The sequence below is a fragment of the Paracoccus marcusii genome (assembly GCF_006151785.1).
GTDB lineage: Bacteria > Pseudomonadota > Alphaproteobacteria > Rhodobacterales > Rhodobacteraceae > Paracoccus > Paracoccus marcusii.
The window spans coordinates 1-22,074 of record NZ_VDDD01000024.1; the positions used below are offsets into that span (position 1 = coordinate 1).

The 22,074-nt window shown below is 67.3% G+C and carries 19 protein-coding genes; 4 read left to right on the forward strand and 15 right to left on the reverse strand.

Annotated features, from left to right (window positions below):
* The 10 genes from FHD68_RS05810 to FHD68_RS05855 all read right to left on the reverse strand — a co-directional run.
* Window positions 1-528, reverse strand: a 528-nt coding sequence (locus FHD68_RS05810; protein ID WP_167550370.1) for a phosphotransferase, incomplete at its 3' end; no start/stop codon positions are given.
* The gene (locus FHD68_RS05815) at window positions 525-1,736 is read right to left on the reverse strand and encodes an acyl-CoA dehydrogenase family protein (protein WP_240542422.1); all 1,212 of its coding nucleotides are present in this window, start codon (window positions 1,734-1,736) and stop codon (window positions 525-527) included. The genes FHD68_RS05815 and FHD68_RS05810, both read right to left, overlap by 4 nt.
* Window positions 1,737-1,834: 98 nt before the next feature.
* Window positions 1,835-3,787 (reverse strand): potassium transporter Kup, encoded by a 1,953-nt coding sequence (locus FHD68_RS05820; protein ID WP_280115162.1) that lies wholly within the window; start codon window positions 3,785-3,787, stop codon window positions 1,835-1,837.
* A gap of 304 nt (window positions 3,788-4,091) precedes the next feature.
* Window positions 4,092-5,372 carry a guanine deaminase gene (gene guaD, locus FHD68_RS05825; RefSeq protein WP_127898667.1) on the reverse strand — a complete coding sequence of 427 codons (1,281 nt, stop codon included), beginning with the start codon at window positions 5,370-5,372 and terminating at the stop codon, window positions 4,092-4,094.
* Window positions 5,360-6,091 carry a xanthine dehydrogenase accessory protein XdhC gene (gene xdhC, locus FHD68_RS05830; protein WP_127898668.1) on the reverse strand — a complete coding sequence of 244 codons (732 nt, stop codon included), beginning with the start codon at window positions 6,089-6,091 and terminating at the stop codon, window positions 5,360-5,362. Before xdhC ends, guaD begins: the two co-directional genes overlap by 13 nt.
* Entirely contained in the window at window positions 6,088-8,397 is a 2,310-nt protein-coding gene (xdhB, locus tag FHD68_RS05835) for a xanthine dehydrogenase molybdopterin binding subunit (RefSeq protein WP_127898669.1), read from the reverse strand. The genes xdhC and xdhB overlap by 4 nt, the downstream gene beginning before the upstream one ends.
* Window positions 8,398-8,400: 3 nt before the next feature.
* Window positions 8,401-9,849 (reverse strand): xanthine dehydrogenase small subunit, encoded by a 1,449-nt coding sequence (gene xdhA, locus FHD68_RS05840; RefSeq protein ID WP_127898670.1) that lies wholly within the window; start codon window positions 9,847-9,849, stop codon window positions 8,401-8,403.
* A 296-nt stretch (window positions 9,850-10,145) separates the two neighbouring features.
* Entirely contained in the window at window positions 10,146-11,399 is a 1,254-nt protein-coding gene (locus tag FHD68_RS05845) for a urate hydroxylase PuuD (RefSeq protein ID WP_371705489.1), read from the reverse strand.
* Between the two features lies 1 nt (window position 11,400).
* Complete coding sequence (gene uraH / locus FHD68_RS05850; protein ID WP_045981279.1) at window positions 11,401-11,751, reverse strand: hydroxyisourate hydrolase; 351 nt, start codon at window positions 11,749-11,751, stop codon at window positions 11,401-11,403.
* A gap of 107 nt (window positions 11,752-11,858) precedes the next feature.
* Window positions 11,859-13,337, reverse strand: coding sequence for a nucleobase:cation symporter-2 family protein (locus FHD68_RS05855; RefSeq protein ID WP_045999026.1), 1,479 nt, complete (start codon window positions 13,335-13,337; stop codon window positions 11,859-11,861).
* A 268-nt stretch (window positions 13,338-13,605) separates the two neighbouring features.
* Between FHD68_RS05855 and bhcR the strand changes: the two genes are divergently transcribed.
* Window positions 13,606-14,406 (forward strand): HTH-type transcriptional regulator BhcR, encoded by an 801-nt coding sequence (bhcR, locus tag FHD68_RS05860; RefSeq protein WP_127898671.1) that lies wholly within the window; start codon window positions 13,606-13,608, stop codon window positions 14,404-14,406.
* 7 nt (window positions 14,407-14,413) lie between these two features.
* Here bhcR and FHD68_RS05865 read toward each other — a convergent pair whose 3' ends face one another.
* Window positions 14,414-15,715, reverse strand: a complete 1,302-nt coding sequence (locus tag FHD68_RS05865; RefSeq protein ID WP_127898672.1) for an NCS2 family permease — start codon at window positions 15,713-15,715, stop codon at window positions 14,414-14,416.
* A gap of 218 nt (window positions 15,716-15,933) precedes the next feature.
* Here FHD68_RS05865 and puuE point away from each other — a divergent pair, with 218 nt between their 5' ends.
* Both puuE and FHD68_RS05875 read left to right on the forward strand, forming a co-directional pair.
* Complete coding sequence (gene puuE / locus FHD68_RS05870) at window positions 15,934-17,340, forward strand: allantoinase PuuE (protein ID WP_127898673.1); 1,407 nt, start codon at window positions 15,934-15,936, stop codon at window positions 17,338-17,340.
* Window positions 17,337-18,236: a bifunctional allantoicase/(S)-ureidoglycine aminohydrolase gene (locus tag FHD68_RS05875; protein WP_084697227.1), complete on the forward strand. Its 900-nt coding sequence runs from the start codon at window positions 17,337-17,339 to the stop codon at window positions 18,234-18,236. Before puuE ends, FHD68_RS05875 begins: the two co-directional genes overlap by 4 nt.
* A gap of 16 nt (window positions 18,237-18,252) precedes the next feature.
* Here the strand turns inward: FHD68_RS05875 and FHD68_RS05880 are convergent, their stop codons facing one another.
* A complete protein-coding gene (locus FHD68_RS05880; protein WP_045981284.1) occupies window positions 18,253-18,582 on the reverse strand; it encodes a DUF3140 domain-containing protein in 330 nt (109 codons plus the stop codon).
* A gap of 116 nt (window positions 18,583-18,698) precedes the next feature.
* Between FHD68_RS05880 and FHD68_RS05885 the strand changes: the two genes are divergently transcribed.
* Window positions 18,699-19,895 carry a heparan-alpha-glucosaminide N-acetyltransferase domain-containing protein gene (locus FHD68_RS05885; RefSeq protein ID WP_127898674.1) on the forward strand — a complete coding sequence of 399 codons (1,197 nt, stop codon included), beginning with the start codon at window positions 18,699-18,701 and terminating at the stop codon, window positions 19,893-19,895.
* A gap of 1 nt (window position 19,896) precedes the next feature.
* Here FHD68_RS05885 and FHD68_RS05890 read toward each other — a convergent pair whose 3' ends face one another.
* From FHD68_RS05890 to FHD68_RS05900, 3 genes are all read right to left on the reverse strand, one after another.
* Window positions 19,897-20,805 carry a DMT family transporter gene (locus FHD68_RS05890; protein WP_240542546.1) on the reverse strand — a complete coding sequence of 303 codons (909 nt, stop codon included), beginning with the start codon at window positions 20,803-20,805 and terminating at the stop codon, window positions 19,897-19,899.
* A gap of 97 nt (window positions 20,806-20,902) precedes the next feature.
* On the reverse strand, window positions 20,903-21,646 hold the full coding sequence (locus FHD68_RS05895; protein WP_045981286.1) for a YebC/PmpR family DNA-binding transcriptional regulator: 744 nt from the start codon (window positions 21,644-21,646) through the stop codon (window positions 20,903-20,905).
* Between the two features lie 124 nt (window positions 21,647-21,770).
* Window positions 21,771-21,998: a hypothetical protein gene (locus tag FHD68_RS05900; protein WP_045981287.1), complete on the reverse strand. Its 228-nt coding sequence runs from the start codon at window positions 21,996-21,998 to the stop codon at window positions 21,771-21,773.
* Between the last annotated feature and the right edge of the window lie 76 nt (window positions 21,999-22,074).

The following is a 22,074-nucleotide window of genomic DNA, read 5'->3' on the forward strand; positions in this document are numbered from 1 at the left end:
CCGCGCATCCAGCCAGCCGCGCAGCCCCGCCACCGCCTGCAGGGCCGGATCGGCGGGGCGCGGCCCCAGGACCCTTGCCAGCGCCGGGTCGGGATCGATCCTGTGGATCAGCGCCAGCTGGCGGCCCAGGTCGCGGCCCAAGGCCTCGCGGTCGCCGCCAAGCGTCGTGTCGCGCACGACCTTGGGGCCATAGCCGGTGCCGCCCACCCAGGCCATCGCCGCGAAGGGCGCGCCGATGACCGTTGGGTCATCGCAGAAGCCTAGGGGTTCGGGCACGCGCACACCCGCGCGGTGGGCCGCGGCGATGATCGCATATTCCTCTGCCCGAGACCGGCTGGCGGCGATGGTCGCGGGGGCGTCGCGCCGGATCACCAGGCGGCGCAACATCCCGTCCGCCGTGACCGTCACCGCCCAGTTCTCCTGGATCGCGCCGCCAGACAGCTTGTCCGCGGCGGTGACCCGCGCGCCGGGCAGGTCCAGCGTCATCGCCAGCCAGGCGTCAAGCGCGGCGTTATCCGTCAGGCTCATGCGCCCCAGCCCCAGAAGTCGTCCCCTTCCCGTGCATAGGCATCGGCCAGCACCATCCGGTGCACCTCGGAGGCGCCATCGACCAGCCGCGCCTGCCGGGCATAGCGATAGATCCATTCCAGCACCGTGTCGCGGCTGTATCCCCGCGCGCCGTTCAGCTGGATCGCCACGTCGGCGGCCTGATGCAGCGTGTCGGCGACATGCAGCTTTGCCATCGAAACCTCCTTGCGGGCATGGCTGCCGTGGTCCAGCGCCCAAGCCGCATTCATCGTCAGCAGCCGCCCGATCTGAATGTTCAGCGTCACGCCGCCCAGCATCAGCCGCACCGATTCCCGGTCGGCCAGCCGGATGCCGAAGCCCTCGCGCGCGTCGACATAGGCCTGCGCCTCGGCCATTGCGCGCTTGGCCAGACCCAGCCAGCGCATGCAATGGGTCAGCCGCGCGGTGCCAAGCCGGATCTGCGTGACCTTCAGCCCGTCGCCCACGCCCATCAGGCGGTTCTCGTCGGGGATCTCCAGCCCGTCGAACTCCAGTTCGCAATGGCCGCCATGCTCCTCGGGGCCCATGATGGCGATGCGGCGCAGGATCTTCCAGCCGGGCTGGTCGCGGTGGAACAGGAAGGCGGTCAGATGGCGGCGGCGTTCGTCGGGATTCGGGTCGGTGCGCGCGATCAGGATGAAATGCGCCGCCCCCTCGGCCCCGGTGATGAACCACTTGCGGCCGGTGACGCGCCAGACATCGCCGTCGCGCACGGCGGTCGTGCCGATCATGCCGGGGTCGGACCCGCCACCCGGCGCGGGTTCGGTCATCACGAAGCTGGACCGCACCTCACCCGCGACCAGCGGCGCCAGCCAGCGCGCCTGCTGATCGGGGGTGCCCACGCGGGCCAGGATGTCCATGTTCCCGTCATCGGGGGCCGCGCAGTTGAAGACCGCGGGCCCGAAGATCGAGCGGTTCGCCTCCTCGTACATCACCGCGCGGCCGGTGACGGGCAGGCCCATGCCCCCCAGGGCCTGCGGCACCTGCGGGCACCACAGCCCCGCCGCGCGCGCAAGCGCGCGCAGCGCCTGCAGGGGCGCGTCGGCGATGTTGTCATGATCGTCCCAGTTGGCGCGGTCGGCCTCGACCGGCAGGATATGGGTGTCGACGAAATCACGGGTACGGCGGCGGATGTCCTCCAACCGGGGGTCCAAGGTGAAATCGATCATGTCAGTCCTCTCCTCGCGCCATCCGCGTCCTGCCGGGGCCCACCATCCACCAGCCTCCGCGCGATGTCGATGCCGGGCGATCCAGACCCGGCGCCGCGTCAGATCAGCAGTTGCTGACCCAGGACGATCACGCGGCTGCTGGGTAGACGATAGAAGTCGGTGGCGTTCGCAGCGGATTTGGACAGGGACACGAACAGCGTCTCCTGCCAGGCGGGCAGTTCGCGCGTCTTGCCGGGGCGGAACGTGCGGCGGCTGAGGAAGAAGGACGTCGACATGATGTCGAAGCGCACGCCTTCCTTGCGGGCCAGGGTCAGCGCCTTGGGCAGGTTCGTCTCCTCCATGTAGCCGAAACACATGTCGATGCGGATGAAGCGGTCGGACAGGCGCGTCACCGTCAGGCGGTCGTTGTCGGCGACATAGGGGCGCGTCGCCACGGTCACGCAGACGATGATGTTCGTCTCGTGCAGGACATAGTTGTGCTTGAGGTTGTGCAACAGCGCGGCCGGCGCGATGTCGGGTTCCGCGGTCAGGAAGACGGCGGTGCCGGGCACCTCGACCAGCCGGTCAGAGCGGGCCAGCATCTCGATCAGCGCGGCCGTGGGGGTGGCGCTGCGCCGGGCCTGGGCCTGGACGTGACGGGTGCCGCGGATCCAGGTCCACATCAGCACGATCATCACGGCGGCCATCATGATCGGCACCCAGCCCCCGTTCGGGATCTTGATCGCGTTCGATCCCAGGAACAGCAGTTCGAGCGCCAGCAGCGGCGTGACCACCACGGCGACCAGCATCAGGGGCCAGCGCCAGACCCGCAGGAACACGACCGAGGCGAGGATGGTGGTGATGACCATGTCCCCCGTCACCGCGATGCCGTACGCCGCGGCCAAGTCCGAGGACGACCCGAACACCACCACCAGCACGACCACGCCGATGGCCAGAATCGCGTTGATCTTGGGCAGGTAGATCTGCCCCTCCTGGGTCTCGGAGGTGTGCAGGATCTCCAGCCGGGGCAGCAGGTTCATGCGCACCGCCTGCTTGATCATCGAAAACGCGCCCGAGATGACCGCCTGGCTGGCGATGACCGTGGCCATCGTCGCCAGGATCACCAGGGGCAGCAGCGCCCAGGGCGGCGCCATCAGGAAGAACGGGTTCGTCACCCGGTCGGGATGGGCCAGGATCATTGCCCCCTGCCCCAGATAGCTGAGGGTCAGGGCGGGCCAGACCAGCAGCACCCAGGCCATGCGGATCGGGCGACGCCCGAAATGGCCCATGTCGGCATAAAGCGCCTCTCCTCCGGTGACGGCCAGGAAGACCGATCCCAAGACGATCAACGAGGCCAGCTTGTTCGTGACCAGGAACGCCCCGGCATGCACGGGGCTGAGCGCGCGCAGGATCGACCAGTCGTCGCCGATATGGGACAGCCCCATCACCGCCATGACGACGAACCAGGTGACCATGATCGGCCCGAACAGGATCGACACCGCCCCCGTGCCCCACCGCTGGACGATGAACAGCCCGGTGATGATGGCCAGCGTGACGGGCACCACGTAGGGGCCGAAGGCGGGGGCCACGATGGTCAGCCCCTCGACCGCGGACAGGACCGACATGGCGGGTGTGATGATCGCGTCCCCGAAGAACAGCGATATGCCGATCATTCCCAGCACCATCAGCCAGACGGGCCGCTTGCCCAGTGCCTGCTGGATCAGGGTCACCAGGCTCAGCGTGCCGCCCTCGCCCCGGTTGTCGGCGCGCATGATCAGGGCGACGTACTTGAAGCTGACGATCGAGATCAGCGTCCAGATCAGCAGCGAGATCACCCCCACCACATCATCCGGCGACAGCCCGTCGCGCGACGCGGCATGCAGCGATTCGCGCATCGCATAGATCGGAGAGGTTCCGATGTCGCCATAGACGACCCCGATCGCCCCAGGACCAGCCCGCCCAGGTTGCTGGAACCATGCTGCCCCGCGGTGGGAAGATCGGACAGGTGCGCCGATGCGGCGGCAGGTTGCGCCGGACCGTCGGGGGTGACGTGATCGCTCATGTGTCGACAACTCTCTTGGCAGCGCCGTGGCCTGCAGGCGCTGCCGCCTCTAGCAGGCACGCGTCGCATTGAGAAGAACGGCCCGCGTTCATCTGACATCCACGAAGGCGATCACGTCAAACCCTAGCCCGGCAAGACCGGCACCATGCGTGCCGCCTGCCCATCGTTCAATCAGAACGGCACGATTCTGCCAAGCCGGATCGGGTGGCAGGTTCGATCTGTCGTTGGGTCACATCGTTACGGGGCCGAATCACGCCTGTCCCGGCGCGACGCGTGCAGGTGGAGCCGGACGTCGCCCGGCTGCCAGAGGTGCATCAATCCGCCTTCTGCGGGCGACCGGCGACATAGGTCTGGGCCACCGCGCGGTCGTCGCCCATGATCTGCAGGACAAACAGCTCCTGGGCGAGGGTCTCAGCCTTTTCCATCCGCAACGCCATGGCGGGGGTGGCACGGGCGTCGAGGACCACCAGGTCGGCGGCGCTGCCGGGGGCCAGGGTGCCGATCTCGGCCTCCATGCCCAGGGTCAGCGCGTTGCCGCGCGTGGCCCAGTGGAACGCCGCCAGCGGATGCAGCTTCTGCCCGCGCATCTGCAGGATCTTGTAGCCCTCAGCCAGGGTCTGCAGCATCGACCAGCTTGTGCCGCCGCCCACATCCGTCGCGATGCCGCTGACGATGCCCGCGGCGCGCAGCCCGTCGGCGTCGAACAGCCCCGACCCCAGGAACAGGTTCGAGGTCGGGCAGAACACCGCATGGCTGCCGCTTTCTGCCATCCGGGCGATTTCGCGGGGTTCCAGATGGATAGAATGGCCCAGCAGCAGCTTGTCGGACAGCAGGCCGTAGCCCTCGTAGATGTCCAGATAGTCGCGCGCCTTGGGATAGAGCGACAGGGTGTATTCGATTTCGTCGACGTTTTCCGACAGATGCGTCTGCACGTGGCAGTCGGGATGGGCGCGGGCCAGCGCGCCGGCCGCTTCCATCTGTTCGGGGGAGGACGTGATCGCAAAGCGCGGCGTGATCGCATAGCGCTGCCGGCCCTTGCCGTGCCACTCCTGGATCAGCGCGGCGCTGTCGTCATGGCCCTGCTGCGGCGTGTCCAGCACGGCGGCCGGCGCATTGCGGTCCATCATCACCTTGCCCGCGATCATGGCCATGTCGCGATCATGGGCGGCAGAGAACAGCGCCTCGGCGCTGGCCTTGTGGCTGGAGCAGAAGGCAACGGCGGTCGTCGTGCCATGCGCGGTCAGCTGGTCCAGAAACAGCCCCGCCATGCGGGTGGCATGCGCGGGGTCGGCGAATTCCGCCTCGGCCGGGAAGGTATAGGTGTTCAGCCAGTCCAGCAGCTGCGCACCCCAGCTGGCAATGACCTGCAACTGGGGAAAATGGATATGCGGGTCGATGAATCCCGCCAGGATCAGATGCGGGCGGTGGTCGATCTCCTCCAACCCGTCGCGGGTCAGTTCGGCATGATCGCCGACGGCGACGATGCGCCCGTCATCGACCAGGATGGCCCCGTCTTCCCAGAAGCGATGATTGTCGGCCGTGTCCTGGGGATCGGCATGAAAGTCGAGGACGCGGCCCCGGATCAGCTGTTGCATGGGTATTTTTTCAAAGAAGAAGAGGTGAGGCGCGCCATCAGTTCGGCGGCGGTGAAGGCGGCGATGATTTCGGGGCGCTTGTCGCGCGAGAAGCCCGCCCCGATGGGACAGGTCAGGCCTGCGGCGTCGATCCCGCGCGAGGCGGCGAAGCGTTCGAACTGGGCCCGCTTGGTGGCGCTGCCGATCATCCCGACATAGGCCAGGTCGGTGCGGGCAAGCGCCTCGGCCGCCAGCAGGAAATCCAGTGCGTGATCGTGGGTCACGATCACCACGGACGTGCCGGGCCGGGCTGCGCGGATCTGCGCCTCCGGCAAGGGGGTCAGCAGGGTCGGGCCGCTGGCCTGCGCCAGCTCCTCCGGCCGGCTGTCGATCAGCAGGGCGTTGACAGGCAGCGGTTCCAGCGCCCGGGCCAGGGCGCGCCCGACATGGCCCGCGCCAAAGATCAGCGCGTCGGCGTGATCCTGCGGCGCGGGGCCGTGGCGGTCCAGCGTCAGCACCACCCGCCCGCCGCAGCACTGGCCAATCTGGGGGCCCAACGGCACGTCCATGATGGCATCGGCCTCGTCCCGCGCCAGCATCTGCCGCGCGCGGTCGATCGCCATGTATTCCAGCTGTCCACCGCCGATGGTGCCGGTGACCCGGTCGGGGGTCACGAACATCTCGGCCCCCGCCTCTCGCGGGGTCGAGCCCAGGGCCCGGGTGACGCGGACGCGGATCATCCGCGCAGCCGCTCGACCGCCATCAGCACGCGTTCGGGCGTGGCGGGCGCATCCAGACGCGCGGGCGTGCGATAGTCGGCGACCGAGGCCACGGCCATGTTGATCGCCTCGAACACGCTGATGCCCAGGACGAAGGGCGGTTCTCCGACGGCCTTGGACCGCTTGATGGTCCGCTCGCTGGCCTCGGACCAGTCGGCCAGCGCGACGTTGAAGATGCGCGGGCTGTCGCTGGCAAGGGGCACTTTGTAGGTCGACGGCGCATGGGTGCGCAGGCGGCCCTTGGCATCCCACCACAATTCCTCGGTCGTCAGCCAGCCGGCACCCTGGACGAACGCGCCCTCGACCTGACCGCGATCCAGCACCGGGTTCAGGCTGCGGCCCACGTCGTGCAGGACGTCGGCGCGGTCGATGACGTATTCGCCGGTCAGCGTGTCCACCGACACCTCGGCCACCGCGGCGCCATAGGCGAAATAGTAGAACGGCCGCCCCTGCCCCGTCGTCCGGTCCCAGTGGATCTTGGGCGTCTTGTAGAAGCCTGCCGCAGACAGCTGGATGCGCGCCATGTAGGCCGCGCGGATCACCTGGGCAAAGGGGATCATCTGATCGCCAGCCCGTACGTGACCCGGCACGAAGGCCACTTGGTCGGGGGCGACCTGCCATTTTTCGGCCACGAAGGTCACTAGGCGCGCCTTGATCTGTTCCGCCGCATCCAGCGCCGCCATGCCGTTCAGGTCGGTCCCCGAGGACGCCGCCGTGGCCGAGGTGTTCGGCACCTTTTCCGTGGTGGTCTTGGTGATCTTGATGCGGCTCAGGTCACACTGGAACGCCTCGGCGACCACCTGGGCCACCTTGGTGTTCAGACCCTGCCCCATCTCGGTCCCGCCGTGATTCAGGTGGATCGAGCCGTCGGAATAGACATGGATCAGCGCCCCTGCCTGGTTGAACCAGGTCGCGGTGAAGCTGATGCCGAACTTGACCGGGGTCAGCGCGATGCCCTTGCGGATCACCCCACCCTTGGCGTTCCAGTCCAGCACTGCCTGCCTGCGGGCGTGATAATCGCTGCTGGCCTCCAGCTCATCGAAGATGCGCGGCAGGATCTGGTCCTGCACCGTCTGGTGATAGGGCGTCAGCTGGCCGTTCTGGTACAGGTTGCGCTTGCGTACCTCCAGCGGGTCCATGCCCAAGGCATAGGCGATCTCCTCGACCATGCGTTCGGCCACGATGGCGCCCTGGGGGCCGCCGAAGCCGCGAAAGGCGGTGTTGCTGACGGTGTTCGTCTTCATCGGGTGGCTGCTGATGCGGACGTCCGGATAGAAATAGGCGTTGTCGGCGTGAAACAGCGCCCGGTCCGTCACCGGCCCCGACAGGTCCGCCGAAAATCCGCAGCGGGCATAGAAATCGCCCTCCACCGACCGGATGCGGCCGTCATCGTCAAAGCCCACGGCGTAATCCACCACGAAATCGTGCCGCTTGCCCGTGGCGATCATGTCGTCGTCCCGGTCGGGGCGGATCTTGACCGTCCGGTTCCAGCGCTTGGCCGCGACGGCCGCGACGCAGGCGAACAGGTTCATCTGCGTTTCCTTGCCGCCGAAACCGCCGCCCATGCGCCGCACGTTCACCACAACCGCGTTGCTGGGCACCCCCAGGACGTGGGCCACCATGTGCTGCACCTCGGACGGGTGCTGGGTCGAGACGTGCAGAACGACCTCGTCATCCTCGCCCGGCACGGCCATCGCGATCTGGCCCTCCAGATAGAAATGGTCCTGCCCGCCGATGGCAAAGCGACCCTCGATCCGGCGCGGCGCGGCGGCCATCGCCGCAGGCGCATCGCCGCGCTTGAGGGTCAGGGGGTCGGTCACATAGCCCATGCCCGCGTCGCGCGCCGCGATCGGGTCCAGCGCGTGGGGCAGCACGTCATAGTCGATCCGCGCCTTGTGCGCCGCGCGGCGCGCCTGGTCGCGCGTTTCGGCGATGACCGCAAAGACCGGCTGGCCCCAGAACTGCACCACGCCTTCGGCAAAGATCGGGTCGTCGTTCTTGCCGTTGGGCGACACGTCGTTGACGCCCGGCAGGTCGGCCGCCGTCAGGATGCCCAGCACGCCCGGCTGCGCCAGCGTGTCGGTGAAATCCATGCCCGTGATGCGGCCATGGGCGCAGGACGACAGGCCCAGATAGGCGTGGATCGTGCCGGTGGGCTCGACCAGATCGTCGGTGTATTCGGCACGGCCGGTGACATGCTTGGCGGCGCTGTCATGGGCGGTGTCCTGATGGGCCTGGCCCGTGATGGTCGCGGTGTCGTCCTTCATGGCCTAGACTCCTTCGCTCTGGCGCAGCCGCACGGGCAGGCCGGGTTCGGATTGCTCCAGCCAGAACCGCCGGATCAGGTTGCGTGCGACGGTCGCGCGGTATTCCGCGCTGGCGCGCATGTCGGACAGCGGCTGGAAATCCTCCGCGATCGCGCGGGCGGCGGCATCGAAGCTTGCCGCCGCGAAGGGCTGCCCCTGCAGCGCGGCCTCGGCACGGCGGGCGCGCTTGGGCGTTCCGGCCATGCCGCCGAAGGCCAGCCGCGCACGGGTGATCATGCCGTCCGCAACGTCGATGCAGAACCCCGCCGCGACAGAGGTGATATCGCTGTCGCGCCGCTTGCTGACCTTGTAGGCCGCGATGCGCGCTTGGGGCTGCATGGGGATCAGGACCTCCTCGACGAACTCGCCTTGCTGGCGGTCCTGCTTGCCGTAGTCGATGAAGAAATCCTCCAGCGGCAGTTCGCGGCGCGTGTCGCCCCGACGCAGGACGATCCGCGCGTCCAGCGCGATCAGCAAGGGCGGCGTATCCCCGATCGGAGAGCCGTTGGCGATGTTCGCCCCGATGGTGCCGGCATTGCGCACCTGCCAGCCGCCGATGCGCGACCAGTACTCGGCGGCCTGCGGAACATGGCGGGCGATCAGGGGCGCGGCCTCGCTGTAGGTCACGCCGGCACCCAGGCGGATCATGCCGTCCTCGACCGTGATGTCCTTCATCAGGTGACCGATGAAGATGGCCGGGCTGATGTCGCGCATGAACTTCGTGACCCACAACCCGACATCGGTGGCGCCCGCGACCAGCGTCGCCTTGGGTTCGTCCAGCAACAGCTGGGCCAGATCGTCGGTATCGGCGGGGACCAGTGCCCGGTCCGCTCCGCGCGCAAGTGAAACCCGTGCGCCACGCATCCCGGCCAGGCGCGCGGCCACCGCGTCGCGTTCGCGGGACAGCGCGTCCTGGGCCTGCCCTCCGGCCGCGCCCGCGGCCAAGGCCGCGCGGATGATCGGCGCATAGCCCGTGCAGCGGCAGATGTTGCCCTGCAGCGCGGTCTCGATCTCGGCGGCATCGGCATCGGGATTGGTCATCCATAGCCCGTAGAGCGCCATCACGATGCCCGGCGTGCAGAAGCCGCACTGGCTGCCGTGATGGTCGACCATCGCGGCCTGGACCGGGTGCAGACCGCCATCGGGGCCGCGCAGATGCTCGATCGTAACGATATGGGTGGCATGGCACGAGGCCAGCAGCCGGATGCAGGCGTTCACCGGCTCATAGACCAGCCCTGCGGCGGTCAGGCGTCCCGCAAGCACCGTGCAGGCGCCGCAATCGCCCTCGGCGCAGCCCTCCTTGGTGCCGGTCATCCGGCGCGCAAGGCGCAGATGATCCAGCAGCGTGTCCGAAGCGCCGACCTCTGTCAGGGCGATCTCGGTGTCGTTCAGAAGAAACCGCAGCTGGGTCATGATAGCCTTTCCTTGCCTTGGTCCAAGTCTACGGCCTGGCGGTGCGTTTCGAAATCGGCTGTGATCTAGAAGACTTTACACGTTCCGTTGAAAGCGGGCCACCGTCACATGGCGTCAGGCGCGAAAGCCGCGCCATCTGCGACAATCTTCGGCAGCCATTTCCAGCGGTGGCCGGACCTCGCCGGGGGCGCAGAAAGGCGCGGCGGCCCCCCATCGAGGGGGACCGCCGCGCCCGGGGGACTGCGCCCCCGTGTCCCGCCGTTGCGCGGGCCGTTGTCGTTCAGCGAGGGACGGTCCTACAGGCCCGCGACCCCCAGGGGTCCGACCTCGCGGAACCAGCGCAGGATCGCGTCGCGTTCGGCGTCCTCCATCCCGGTGATGTTCGCAGGGGGCATCGCGTCGGTCAGTCCCGCCTGGACATAGACCTGATGCGCGGCGCGGGCGATGTCGGCGGGCGTCTCCAGCAGGACGCCCTTGGGCGCGGTGCGGATGCCGTCCCAGACCGGTTCGCGCGCATGGCACATCGAACAGCGGCCGATGACGGCCTGGCTGGCATCCTCGAACCCATCGGCCTCGGCGAAGCGCGTCTCGACCGGGGTCAGGGGCCGAGCCATCGCCTCGTCATAGCTGTCCTGGTTCACGCCGATCGACGCCAGCCACATCACCCCGATGAACAGCATCGTCGTGACCGCCCAGGTCCACCACTGGTATCCCTTGCGGGCGTGCATGGTGTTGAAGAAGTGCCGGATGGTCACACCCATCAGGAAGATCAGCGCCGCGATCAACCAGTTGTACTGGCTGGCGAAGGCCAGCGGGTAGTGGTTCGACAGCATCAGGAAGATGACCGGCAGCGTCAGGTAGTTGTTGTGCGTCGACCGCAGCTTGGCGATCTTGCCGTATTTCGGGTCGGCGGGGCGCCCGGCCTTCAGGTCGGCGACCACGATGCGCTGGTTCGGCATGATGATCAGGAACACGTTCGCGGTCATGATCGTCGCGGTGAAGGCGCCCAGATGCAGCAGCGCCGCGCGGCCCGTGAAGATCTGGTCATAGGCCCAGCCCATCGCCACCAGCGCCGCGAACAGCAGCAGCATCAGTACCGTGGGACGGTTGCCCAGGGGCGACTTGCACAGCCCGTCATAGATCAGCCAGCCCACCGCCAGCGACCCGCCCGAAATCAGGATCGCCTGCCAGATCGCCAGGTCGGCCTTGGCCGGCTCGATCAGGTACAGGTTGGCGCCGGCCCAATAGGTGACCATCAGCAGCGCGGCCCCAGACAGCCAGGTCGCATAGCTTTCCCATTTGAACCAGGTCAGATGCTCGGGCATGCGCTCGGGCGCGACCAGGTACTTGCGGATGTGATAGAACCCCCCGCCGTGGACCTGCCATTCCTCGCCATGCGCGCCCTTGGGAAGGTCGGGTGCCTTCTGCAGGCCCAGGTCCAGCGCGATGAAGTAGAACGACGACCCGATCCACGCGATGGCGGTGATCACGTGCAGCCAGCGGACGGCAAAGGAGAGGAACTCCCACAGGATGGCGATTTCCGGGATCATCTCAGCTGCCCCGATAGGTGGAATAGCCGAACGGAGAGACCAGCAGCGGCACGTGGTAATGGTCGTTCTGCGACATGCCGAAGCGGATCGGGATCACGTCCAGAAAGCGGGGGCTTTCGGGCGCCACGCCCGACGCGTCCATCCAGGCGCCGGCGTGGAATTCCAGCTCGTAGGTGCCGGTGGCGAAATCGCCCGCCGGCAGGATATGCGCATCGGTGCGCCCGTCGTCATTGGTCACCATGCGCGCGATCTCCTCGCGCGCGGGCGACAGCCGGAACAGCACCACCTGCATCCCGCGCGCGGGCAGCCCGCGCGCCGTGTCCAGAACATGCGTTGTCAGAAAACCCGACATGAAATCCCCCCGTCTTGATGGTTCCTGCGCCGTGATACCCGATTTGCCCAAGGGCGGCAGGGGCTTGATGGACAAGGCAGTCTTAAGAAACCGTGCATAATCGACCCTCAGTGATCGGCCAGCCGACCGGCCTCGGCCAGTTCAGCCTCGTCCGCGGGGGCTGCACCGTTGTAGAACCAGTTCAGCGCCACCGCGCTGACCGCGGCCAGCAGGATGCCCGAATGGATCAGCGGATGGATCGCATGGGGCAGCCACTGCTTGAAGTTCGGGGCGACCAGCGGGATCATCGCCATGCCGATGCTGATGGCCACGACGAACAGATTGTGGCGGTTGGCGGTGAAATCGACACGGCTCAGGATGCGGATGCCGGTGGCGGCGACCATCCCGAACATCACCAGCCCGGCCCCGCCCAGGACGGTGGTCGGCAGGCTTTCGACCAGGGCGCCCATCTTGGGGATCAGGCCCAGCACGATCATGATGATGCCGCCCGCCACGCAGACGAACCGCGACCGGATGCCCGTGACCCCCACCAGCCCGACGTTCTGCGAGAACGAGGTATAGGGGAAGGTGTTGAAGATGCCGCCCAGCATCGTGCCCAGACCGTCGGCACGCAGGCCCGCGGCCAGGCCGCGCGAATTGATCGGACGGCGGCACATATCCGACAGCGCCAGGAACATGCCCGTCGATTCGATCATCACCACGATCATCACCAGGACCATCGTGACGATCATCACCGGGTCAAAGGTCGGCAGGCCGAAATGGAAAGGCTTGATGACGGCGAACCAGGCGGCCTCTCCGACCTTGTCGAACTGCATCAGCCCCATCGCCGCCGCAGCGACGCCGCCCACGGCGATGCCCAGCAGCACGGCGATGTTGGCCATGAAGCCGCGGGCGAACCGCGACACCAGCAGGATCGTGCCCAGCACCAGCACCGCGATCAGGATGTTCGTCCCCGAAGCATAGGCGGGGTTCGGCATGGCGGGCGCCAGGCGCAGCCCCTCGGGCACGCCGCCCGCGGCGATGGCGCCGTCCAGCCAGGCCTGCTGCGCGGGATCGACAAGCATCGGCGCGGTCGGACCGACCGGCAGGCCGAAGATCCAGTTGATCCCGATGGGCATCAGGCTGATGCCGATGGCCAGGATGACCGTGCCGGTGACGACGGGCGGAAAGAACCGCAGGACCCGCCCGATCAACGGCGCCAGCAGGATGGCGATGAGGCCCGCCGCGATGATCGCCCCGAACAGCGCGCGCGCCCCGTCGGTGCCCGGCGTCTGGCCCGCGATGGCGACCATCGGCCCAACGGCCGCAAAGGTCACGCCCATCATCACCGGCAGGCGGATGCCGAAATACTGGGTCATGCCCAGGCTTTGGATCAGGGTCGCCAGTCCGCAGACGAACAGGTCGGCCGAGATCAGGAAGGCCACCTCCTCGGGCGGCAGCTGCAGGGCGCGGCCCACGATCAGCGGCACCGCGATGGCGCCCGCATACATGACCAGCACGTGCTGGAACCCCAGCGTGATCAATCGCCCCGTGGGCAGCATCTGGTCGACGGGATGGACCTGGGTCCGGGAAAGGCTGTCTGTCATGGCGGGCTCCCCTTCTGATGTCGCGTCGTGGTTGCGCGACTGACCCAGACCTAGCTTGGCCCGTCATTTTCCCGAAACGGATTTTCAGGGCGACGTCGGCACCCTACCCCCGGCTGCCCGAAATCCCGGCACCGAATCCGCCCCTGCCCAGCCCGTGCCGGGAACCCGCGGCGACCGAAAATGGAAATGTTTTCTAAGCGTTGGCTTTTTGGCTTGCGAGGCGTCATTTTCGCCCGCATCTAAAGGCAGCATTAACAAGGGACGCATAATGGCCGACCCGACCCGTAAGCGGGGGCGCCCCCGCAAGACCCTGCCCGACGCGCCGGGCACCGTGCAGTCGCTGGACCGGGCGCTGGACCTTCTGGACCTGCTGGCGGCCCATCCCGGCCTGACCTTGTCCGAGGTGGCGGACCGATCGGCGCAGCCGCCCTCGACCGTGCACCGGGTGCTGCACACGCTGGCCGCGCGCGGCATGGCCGAAAGCGACCCCGCGACGCAGGCCTGGAACATCGGGCCGCAGGCGTTCCGCCTGGGGTCGGCCTTCATGCGCCGGTCGGGCCTTGTGGAACGCGCCCGCCCGATCATGCGCGCGCTGATGGAACATACCGGCGAGACCGCGAACCTGGGCATCTTGCAGGGCGACAGCGTGCTGTTCCTGTCCCAGGTCGAGACCTCCGAGACGATCCGCGCGTTCTTCCCCCCCGGCACCCGGTCGCCCCTGCATGCATCGGGGATCGGCAAGGCGCTGCTGGCGTTCCGGCCCGACAGCGTCGCGGCACTGGGTCCCCTGGCGCGGTTCACCGACACAACGCTGACCGACCCCGCGGCGCTGGAGGCGGACCTGGCCCGCATCCGGCACCGCGGCTTTTCCTTCGACGACGAGGAACGCAGCCGGGGCATGCGCTGCATCGCGGCCCCCGTCTTCGATCTGTCCGGAGAGGCGATCGCCGGGATCAGCGTCAGCGGCCCCACGCACCGCATCGGGGCCGAATACGTCAAGACCCTGGGCGCGGTGGTGGCCGCCGCGGCGGCCAACCTGTCCGATGCCCTGGGCGGCCCGACCCGCTGACCGGGGGTCAGTGCGCGCCGAACAGCGCGAACTTTGCCACGAACAGGGCCGCGATGATCCAGGTTGCGGCATGCACCTCGCGCGCGCGGCCGGTCAGCAGCTTGATCACGGCATAGCTGATGAAGCCGAAGGCCAGGCCGTTGGCGATGGAATAGGTCAGCGGCATGGCGATGGCGGTCAGCACCGAAGGCGCGGCCTCGGTCACGTCGTCCCAGCTGACCTCGGCCAGCTCGCGCACCATCAGCGTCGCGACATACAGAAGCGCCGGCGCGGTCGCATAGGCGGGCACCGACCCGGCCAGCGGCGCAAAGAACATCGCGGCCAGGAACAGCAGGCCCACGACCACCGTGGTCAGGCCGGTCCGGCCCCCCGCCTGCACGCCTGACGCGCTCTCCACATAGGCGGTCGTCGAGGACGTGCCCAGCAGCGCACCGGCCGTGATCGCGGTCGAATCCGCCATCAGCGCACGGCCCAGGTTCTTGTTCTTGTGGGTCGGCCCCTCGGTCAGCAGGCCTGCGCGCTTGGCCACGCCGATCAGCGTGCCGGTGGCGTCGAAGACCTCGACCAGGACCATGACCAGAACGACCTGGAAGATGCCGAAGGTCAGCGCGCCCATCAGGTCCATCTGCAGGAAGGTCGGCGCGATCGACGGCGGCATGGACATGACGCCCGAAAACTGGCTTACGCCAAGAACGATCGCCGCGACTGTCACCACCAGGATGCCGATCAGGATCGCCCCCGTGACGCGCAGCGCATCCAGCGTCACGATCAGGAAGAACCCGCAGATCGTCAGCAGCGTGCCCGTGGCGGTCAGATCGCCCAGCGCGACCAGCGTCGCGGGGTTGCCCACCACGATGCCCGACGACTGCAGCGCAATGATCGCCAGGAACAGCCCGATGCCCGCCGCGATGGCGCTGCGCATCGACGCGGGGATGCCCGCGATCAGCCAGCGCCGGATGCCCGTCAGCGACAGGAACAGGAAGATCATCCCGCTGATGAACACCGCGCCCAGCGCCTGCTGCCAGGTAAAGCCCATGACGCCCACGACGGTGAAGGCGAAGAAGGCGTTCAGCCCCATGCCCGGCGCCATGCCGATAGGCCAGTTGGCCCACATCCCCATGATCAGCGAGCCCAGCGCCGCGGCAAGGCAGGTCGCGACGAAGACCGCGTCGCGGTCCATGCCGGTTGTGGACAGGATGTCCGGATTGACGAAGATGATATATGCCATCGTCAGGAAGGTGGTGATCCCGGCGATCACCTCCGTCCTGACGCTGCTGCCTTTTTCGGCAAGTCCAAAATAGCGTTCCATGCGTCCCCCCTTGGCGGACCCCCCGTCCGCCGTTGGGCCGGACAGTGGGCGGCGCGGCCTCATGCCGCAATTGTCCCCGGCGCGTAAGTCTTTCAACGCGATTTTGAAAGACCCGACCATTGTCGCGCATTCCTTGATACAGAATTCCGCCCCTGACCGCTTGTCCTTACGCGGGAGCCGCGCTTTGCTGACGCAACGACAGGCACAAGGGGAGAGAGATGCGCTACAGCCGAGACCTGACCGGATATGGCCGGACCACCCCCAATCCCCGCTGGCCGGGCGGTGCCCGCATCGCGGTCCAGATCGTCCTCAACTATGAGGAAGGCGGAGAGAACAGCATCGAGCATGGCGATCCCGCCTCGGAGGCGTTCCTGTCCGAGATCATCGGCGCCCAGCCCTGGCCCGGCCAGCGGCACTGGAACATGGAATCGATCTATGACTATGGCGCGCGGTCGGGCTTCTGGCGGATGCACCGCATGCTTTGCGACCTGCCGATCACCGTCTATGGCGTCGCCACCGCGCTGGAGCGCAGCCCCGAACAGGTTGCCGCCATGCAGGAGGCCGGGTGGGAGATCGCGACCCATGGCCTGAAATGGATCGACTATCGCAACGTCCCGCGCGAGGTCGAGGCCGACCACATCGCCCAGGCCGTGGCCCTGCACACCGCCATCACCGGCGAACGCCCGCACGGTTTCTATCAGGGGCGCACGTCGATGAACACGGTGGCCTTGGGCTGCGAGGAAGGCGGGTTCGCCTATCTGGCCGACACCATCGCGGACGAACTGCCCTATTGGCACGTCCACAACGACCGGCCGCAGCTGATGGTGCCCTATACGATGGACGCCAATGACATGCGCTTTTCCAGCGGTCAGGGGTTCGGCACGGGAACTGATTTCTTCGACTATCTGCGCGACAGCTTCGACATCCTCTATGCCGAAGGGGCCGCCGGCGCGCCCAAGATGATGTCCATCGGCCTGCACTGCCGCCTGGCTGGGCGCCCCGGTCGGGCGATGGCGATCCAGCGGTTCCTGGAGCACGCCCGCAGCCATGAGGGCGTCTGGTTCGCCAGCCGCCTGGACATCGCCCGCCATTGGACGGCCGAACATCCGTTCCAGCGCCGCACGCGCCCGTCGCAGATGGACCGCGCCGCCTTTGTCGCACGGTTCGGCGGCGTCTATGAACATTCGCCCTTCATCGCCGAACGCGTCTGGGATGCCGAGATGGGTGCCGTCCACGACACGCCCGGCGGCCTTGCCGGACGCATGGCACAGATGTTCCGCGCGTCAGGCGACGACGAACGACTGGGCGTGCTGCGGGCCCACCCCGATCTGGCGGGCAAGCTGGCGCAGGCCAAGCGTCTGACCGCCGACAGCACCGCCGAACAGGCCAGCGCCGGTCTGGACGCGCTGACCGATGCGGAACGGGCCGAATTCACACGCCTGAACGACGCCTATGTCGCCAAGCACGGCTTTCCGTTCATCATCGCGGTTCGTGACCACGACAAGGCGGGCATCCTGTCCGCCATGCAGGCCCGCGTCGACAACGACACCGCCACCGAACGCGCCACAGCCGAGGCGCAGGTCACCCGCATCGCCACCCTTCGCCTGAAAGAGATCCTGAAATGACCCAGACCGGCCCCGCGGGCGCCCCCACCGGCGACATCGCCCAGCTTCCCACCGATGATGCCACCGCGCCGCGCATCCGCTATGCCGGCCCCGTGGCGGGCCTGCCGCCCCAGACGGGGATGACCACCGACACCGCCATCTTCACCGAGGCCTATGCCGTTATCCCCCGCACCGTGATGCGCGACATCGTCACCAGCTATCTGCCCGGCTGGCAGGGGATGCGGTTCTGGATGTTGGCCCGCCCGCTGACCGGATTTGCGGAAACCTTCAGCCAGTACATCGTCGAACTGGCCGAAGGCGGCGGCAGCGACACGCCTGACGACGACCCCGAGGTCCAGCACGCGATCTTCGTCACCGGCGGCGACATGCAGGTCGTGATCGACGGGACCGAGCATTTGCTGTCGCCGGGCGGCTTTGCCTATATCCCGGCTGGCACGCCGTGGCGGGTCCGGAACCGCACCGCAGGCCCCGCGGGCTTTCACTGGTGGCGCAAGCGCTGGCAGCCCTTTGCCGGCACGGACAAGCCCGACCCTATCGTGGTGCAGGAACAAGACATCGCCCCGTCCATGATGCCCGACACGGACGGGGCATGGGGCACCACGCGCTTCATGGACCCGGCCGATCTGCGCCATGACATGCACATCACTGTCGTGACGTTCAAACCCGGCGGCTCGATCCCCTTCGCGGAAACGCACGTGATGGAACACGGCCTGTTCGTGCTGGAAGGAAAGGCCGTCTATCGCCTGAACCGGGACTGGGTCGAGGTAGGTCCGGGCGATTACATGTGGCTGCGCGCCTTCTGCCCGCAAGCCTGCTACGCCGGCGGTCCGGGGCCGTTCCGCTATCTGCTGTACAAGGACGTGAACCGACACGCGACGCTGTGGCCGAACCGCTAATTCGCCGGGGCCGCGATCACTTCAGCGGATCGTGGCCCCAGTTCATCAGGGAATAGCGCCAGTCGCTGTGTTCCTTGTCCTTTTCGGGGCCACCCTGTGCCAAGTGGCGCTTGATGTAGCCCGCGACCTTGGCCATGTGCGACCAGTCGTCGTCGGTCAGGTCGGCCTTCTTCTTGTCCTTGATGCGCAGGATGTGGCGGCCTGACTTGTGGCCGGTGCTTTCGCCCTGCCCGCCGGTGTCGCCCACCGACTTGCTGTCGTCAGTGTCCAGCCAATCCTTCAGCTGGGACGGCGTCATGTTCACCAGCTTCTGCCAGTCGTCCCAAACCTGTTCATGCGATGCCATTGAATCCTCCTGCGATCGGCGGAAAAACTCTTGGCGCCAATGCGCGGTTCCAATCGGGCGGCATTCTGCTATGACCCCGCGTTGCACAGAATGCAAATTATTAACGTGGTAAACAGATGCGGATCATTGGCCTTGATGCGGCGCGAAGCCTGGCGATCGTGCTGGCGATGTCGTCGCATGTCTTTGCGGATGTGGGCCTTTACGCCCACATGTCCGAACCGCTGACCCGCGTTGCGGGATTTGCCTTCCAGATCGCCACACCGACCTTCATCCTGCTGTTCGGCACGATGCTGGAGGTGGTCTATCGCCCACGCTGGACCACGCGTCAGGCGCGCCATGGGGTTGCCATGCGGCTTCTGTCGCGGGCGTTCCAGTGCTGGGTTCTCTATGCGCTGACGATCCTGACATTGACCTTGACCGATGACGGCTACTCGGTGCCCTACAGCACCGCGACGATCCTGTTCATGGGAAATTCACCCTATACGGAAATTCTGAAGTTCTATGCCATCGTCCTCGCCATTGCGCCGATCCTGTTGTGGATCCGGGCGCGGACCGGGCTGCTGCCGCTGGCGGTCGCCGCGCTGGCTTGTCACGCGGCGTGGCCCCTGCTCAGCGGCCTTCCGGACGTCCAGAACGATCTGGGCGCGCCCACCCCCGTGGCCAGCCTCGTGCAGTTTCTGACCGGTTTCGGCGACCTGCCGCTTGCAGGTCCGTCCGTGCTGCACGGACTGACGCTGGTCATCGCCGGACAATGCCTGGGCCGCTATCTGACCGGCCGGTCGCCGGCGGGATCGACAGACCCCTTGGCCGATCCGGGCTTTGGCCGCCGGGTGCGTGCGCTGCTGGTCGGGGGCGCGGGGGTCGCGCTGATCGGCGGGCTGTTCGTCAGCGTCGACGTGATCGACGGCTTGGCGGATGGCAGCCTGCGCCGGGACAGCAATCCGCTCTATTTCGCAACTGGCATCCTGTCGGCCACGCTGATGACGCTGTTCTTCGTCTGGATGATCGACATCCGAAAAGTCGGAAGCATCGGGGCATGGTCCCAAGCCACCTTCTTTGGCCGCACCAGCATGTTCACCTTCGCCTGGGGCAATGTCCTGCTGTATCTGGTCGCCCCCCAGCCCACCGACGTGACCGGGGCAGTGGGATGGACCGCCGCCCTGCTGGCCGCGCTATGCGTGATGAGCCTTGGTTTCGACCGCGCCGCGCGCCGCTCGACGACGGTGGCGACCACGCTGACGCGGCTCAGATGGCCCGCCGACTGGCTGGCCGAACGGCTGCTATGGGGGATGGGCCGACTGCGCGCGGCCTAGCTCAAACCTTGGTGGCGCTGACCGGTGGCGTGACGGTGCGGGCGCGGATGCGCGCCTCGCGCCAGGTGATATAGCTGATCGCCCCGATCATCAGACCGCCGCCCAGGATCACCCACGGGTCCAGCGGCTCATGAAAGACCAGCACGCCGACCAGGCTGGCCCAGATCAGCTGCAGGAACGTCACCGGCTGCGTGACCGTCAGCGGCGCCGCCGCAAAGGCCCGCGTCATCGTGTAATGGCCAAGCGTCGCAAAGACCGCGACCAGCGCCAGCCAGCCCAGCTGGCCCATCGTCGGCGGCACCCACTGCGCGATGGCCAGCGGTGCCAGACCGACCGATACCGTCAGCGACATCATCGCCACGACCACCGCCGCGGGCACGCGATCCGACAGCTGCTTCGCGATCAGATAGGACAGACCGAAGGCGACAGCGGCCAGAACCTGGCTCAGATGCCCGGGGTCCAGCTCCCGCAACCCCGGCCGCAGTACGACCAGCGCGCCCATAAGCGCCACCGCCACCGCCGCGATCCGCCGCGAGGCCAGCTTTTCACCCAAAAACAGCGCGGCGCAGATCGTCACGATGATGGGGTTCAGAAAGCCGATGGCCGTCACCTCGGCCACGGTGATGCGCGACATCGCATAGAACCAAGCGACCACCGCCACCACGTGCAGCGCCCCACGCAGCGCGAACAGCCCCCAGATCCCCCGCGAAAACCCGCCCCGCAAGGCGCTGGTGATGACCGGGGCCAGAAACACCAATCCGAACAGAAAGCGGATGAACGCCGCCTGTGCCGCGGGCAGCGCGCCGTCCAGCCCGCGCACGATGGTGTTGACCGCGACAAAGCACAGCCCTGTCGCCAGCATCCATCCGATGCCGATCAGGTCGCGGCGTGTCTCGCTTTGCATCTGCATGATCTGCAATTGCCGCCTTTCCCGGCGGCGCGCAAGGCGCAAAACGCAAGACGGGCCGCCCCCGATGGGAACGGCCCGCCCGCGCGATCGACGGCGATTACAGTTGCGCCGCGATCTCTTCCGAGATGTCGAAATTGCCGGTGACGGTCTGGACGTCGTCGTCATCCTCCAGCGTGTCGATCAGGCGCATCAGCTTTTGCGCGGTCTCAAGGTCGGTGACCTCGGTGGGCGCCTGCGGCTTCCAGATCAGCTTGGCGGTGTCGGATTCGCCCAAGGACGCCTCCAATGCGCTGGACACCTCGTTCAGCGCGGTGTCGGCGCAATAGATCCAGTGGCCCTCCTCGTCGGATTCGACGTCGTCGGCCCCGGCCTCCAGCGCGGCCAGCATGACCGTATCGGCATCGCCAGCGGATGCGGGATAGACGATCTCTCCGACCCGGTCGAACATGAAGCTGACCGAACCGGTCTGGCCCATGTCGCCGCCCGACTTGGTGAAATAGCTGCGCACGTTCGACGCGGTGCGGTTGCGGTTGTCCGTCATCGCCTCGACCACCAGCGCGATCCCGTTCGGGCCGTAACCCTCATAGCGGATCTCGTCATAGGTCTCGGCGTCGCCGCCCTGCGATTTCTTGATGGCGCGGTCGATCACGTCCTTGGGGACGGATTTCGACTTGGCCTCCTTGACGGCCAGGCGCAGGCGCGGGTTCTTTTCAGGATCGGGGTCGCCCATCTTGGCGGCCACGGTGATCTCTTTCGCCAGCTTGGAGAACAGCTTGGACCGCAGCTTGTCCTGCCGGCCCTTGCGGTGCTGGATGTTGGCCCATTTGGAATGCCCTGCCATGTCGGGTCGTCCTTCGTGCGGAAACTGGAATATGGCCCGCTTCTAGTCCAGCGGGCACCCCCATCGCAATGCGAAACGCGGCCCCAGGGGGCCGCGCGGTGGTCGTCCGGTGATCGGGCGCGCCTTACAGCGCGGCGGAACCGCCCAGGATGCGGCGGACTTCGCCGTCGCGGGTCAGGCCCTTGGCGGACAGTTCGGCATCCGACATCTGGCTCAGGCGGTTCAGCGCGCGCATCTGCGGGCTTGCCTCGGCCAAAGCGATCATGAAGCGGCCCACGGCACGGAACGGCGCCAACAGCGAGCCGGCCGAGAAACCGGTGGATTTGTGATCGACAGAAGCGATGGTCGCCATGTGGAAACTCCTTGCATAGGACAAAGTCGTTTCCTCCCCTGCGCCCTAGATCGGGGTTTTGCCCCCCGATCGCAAC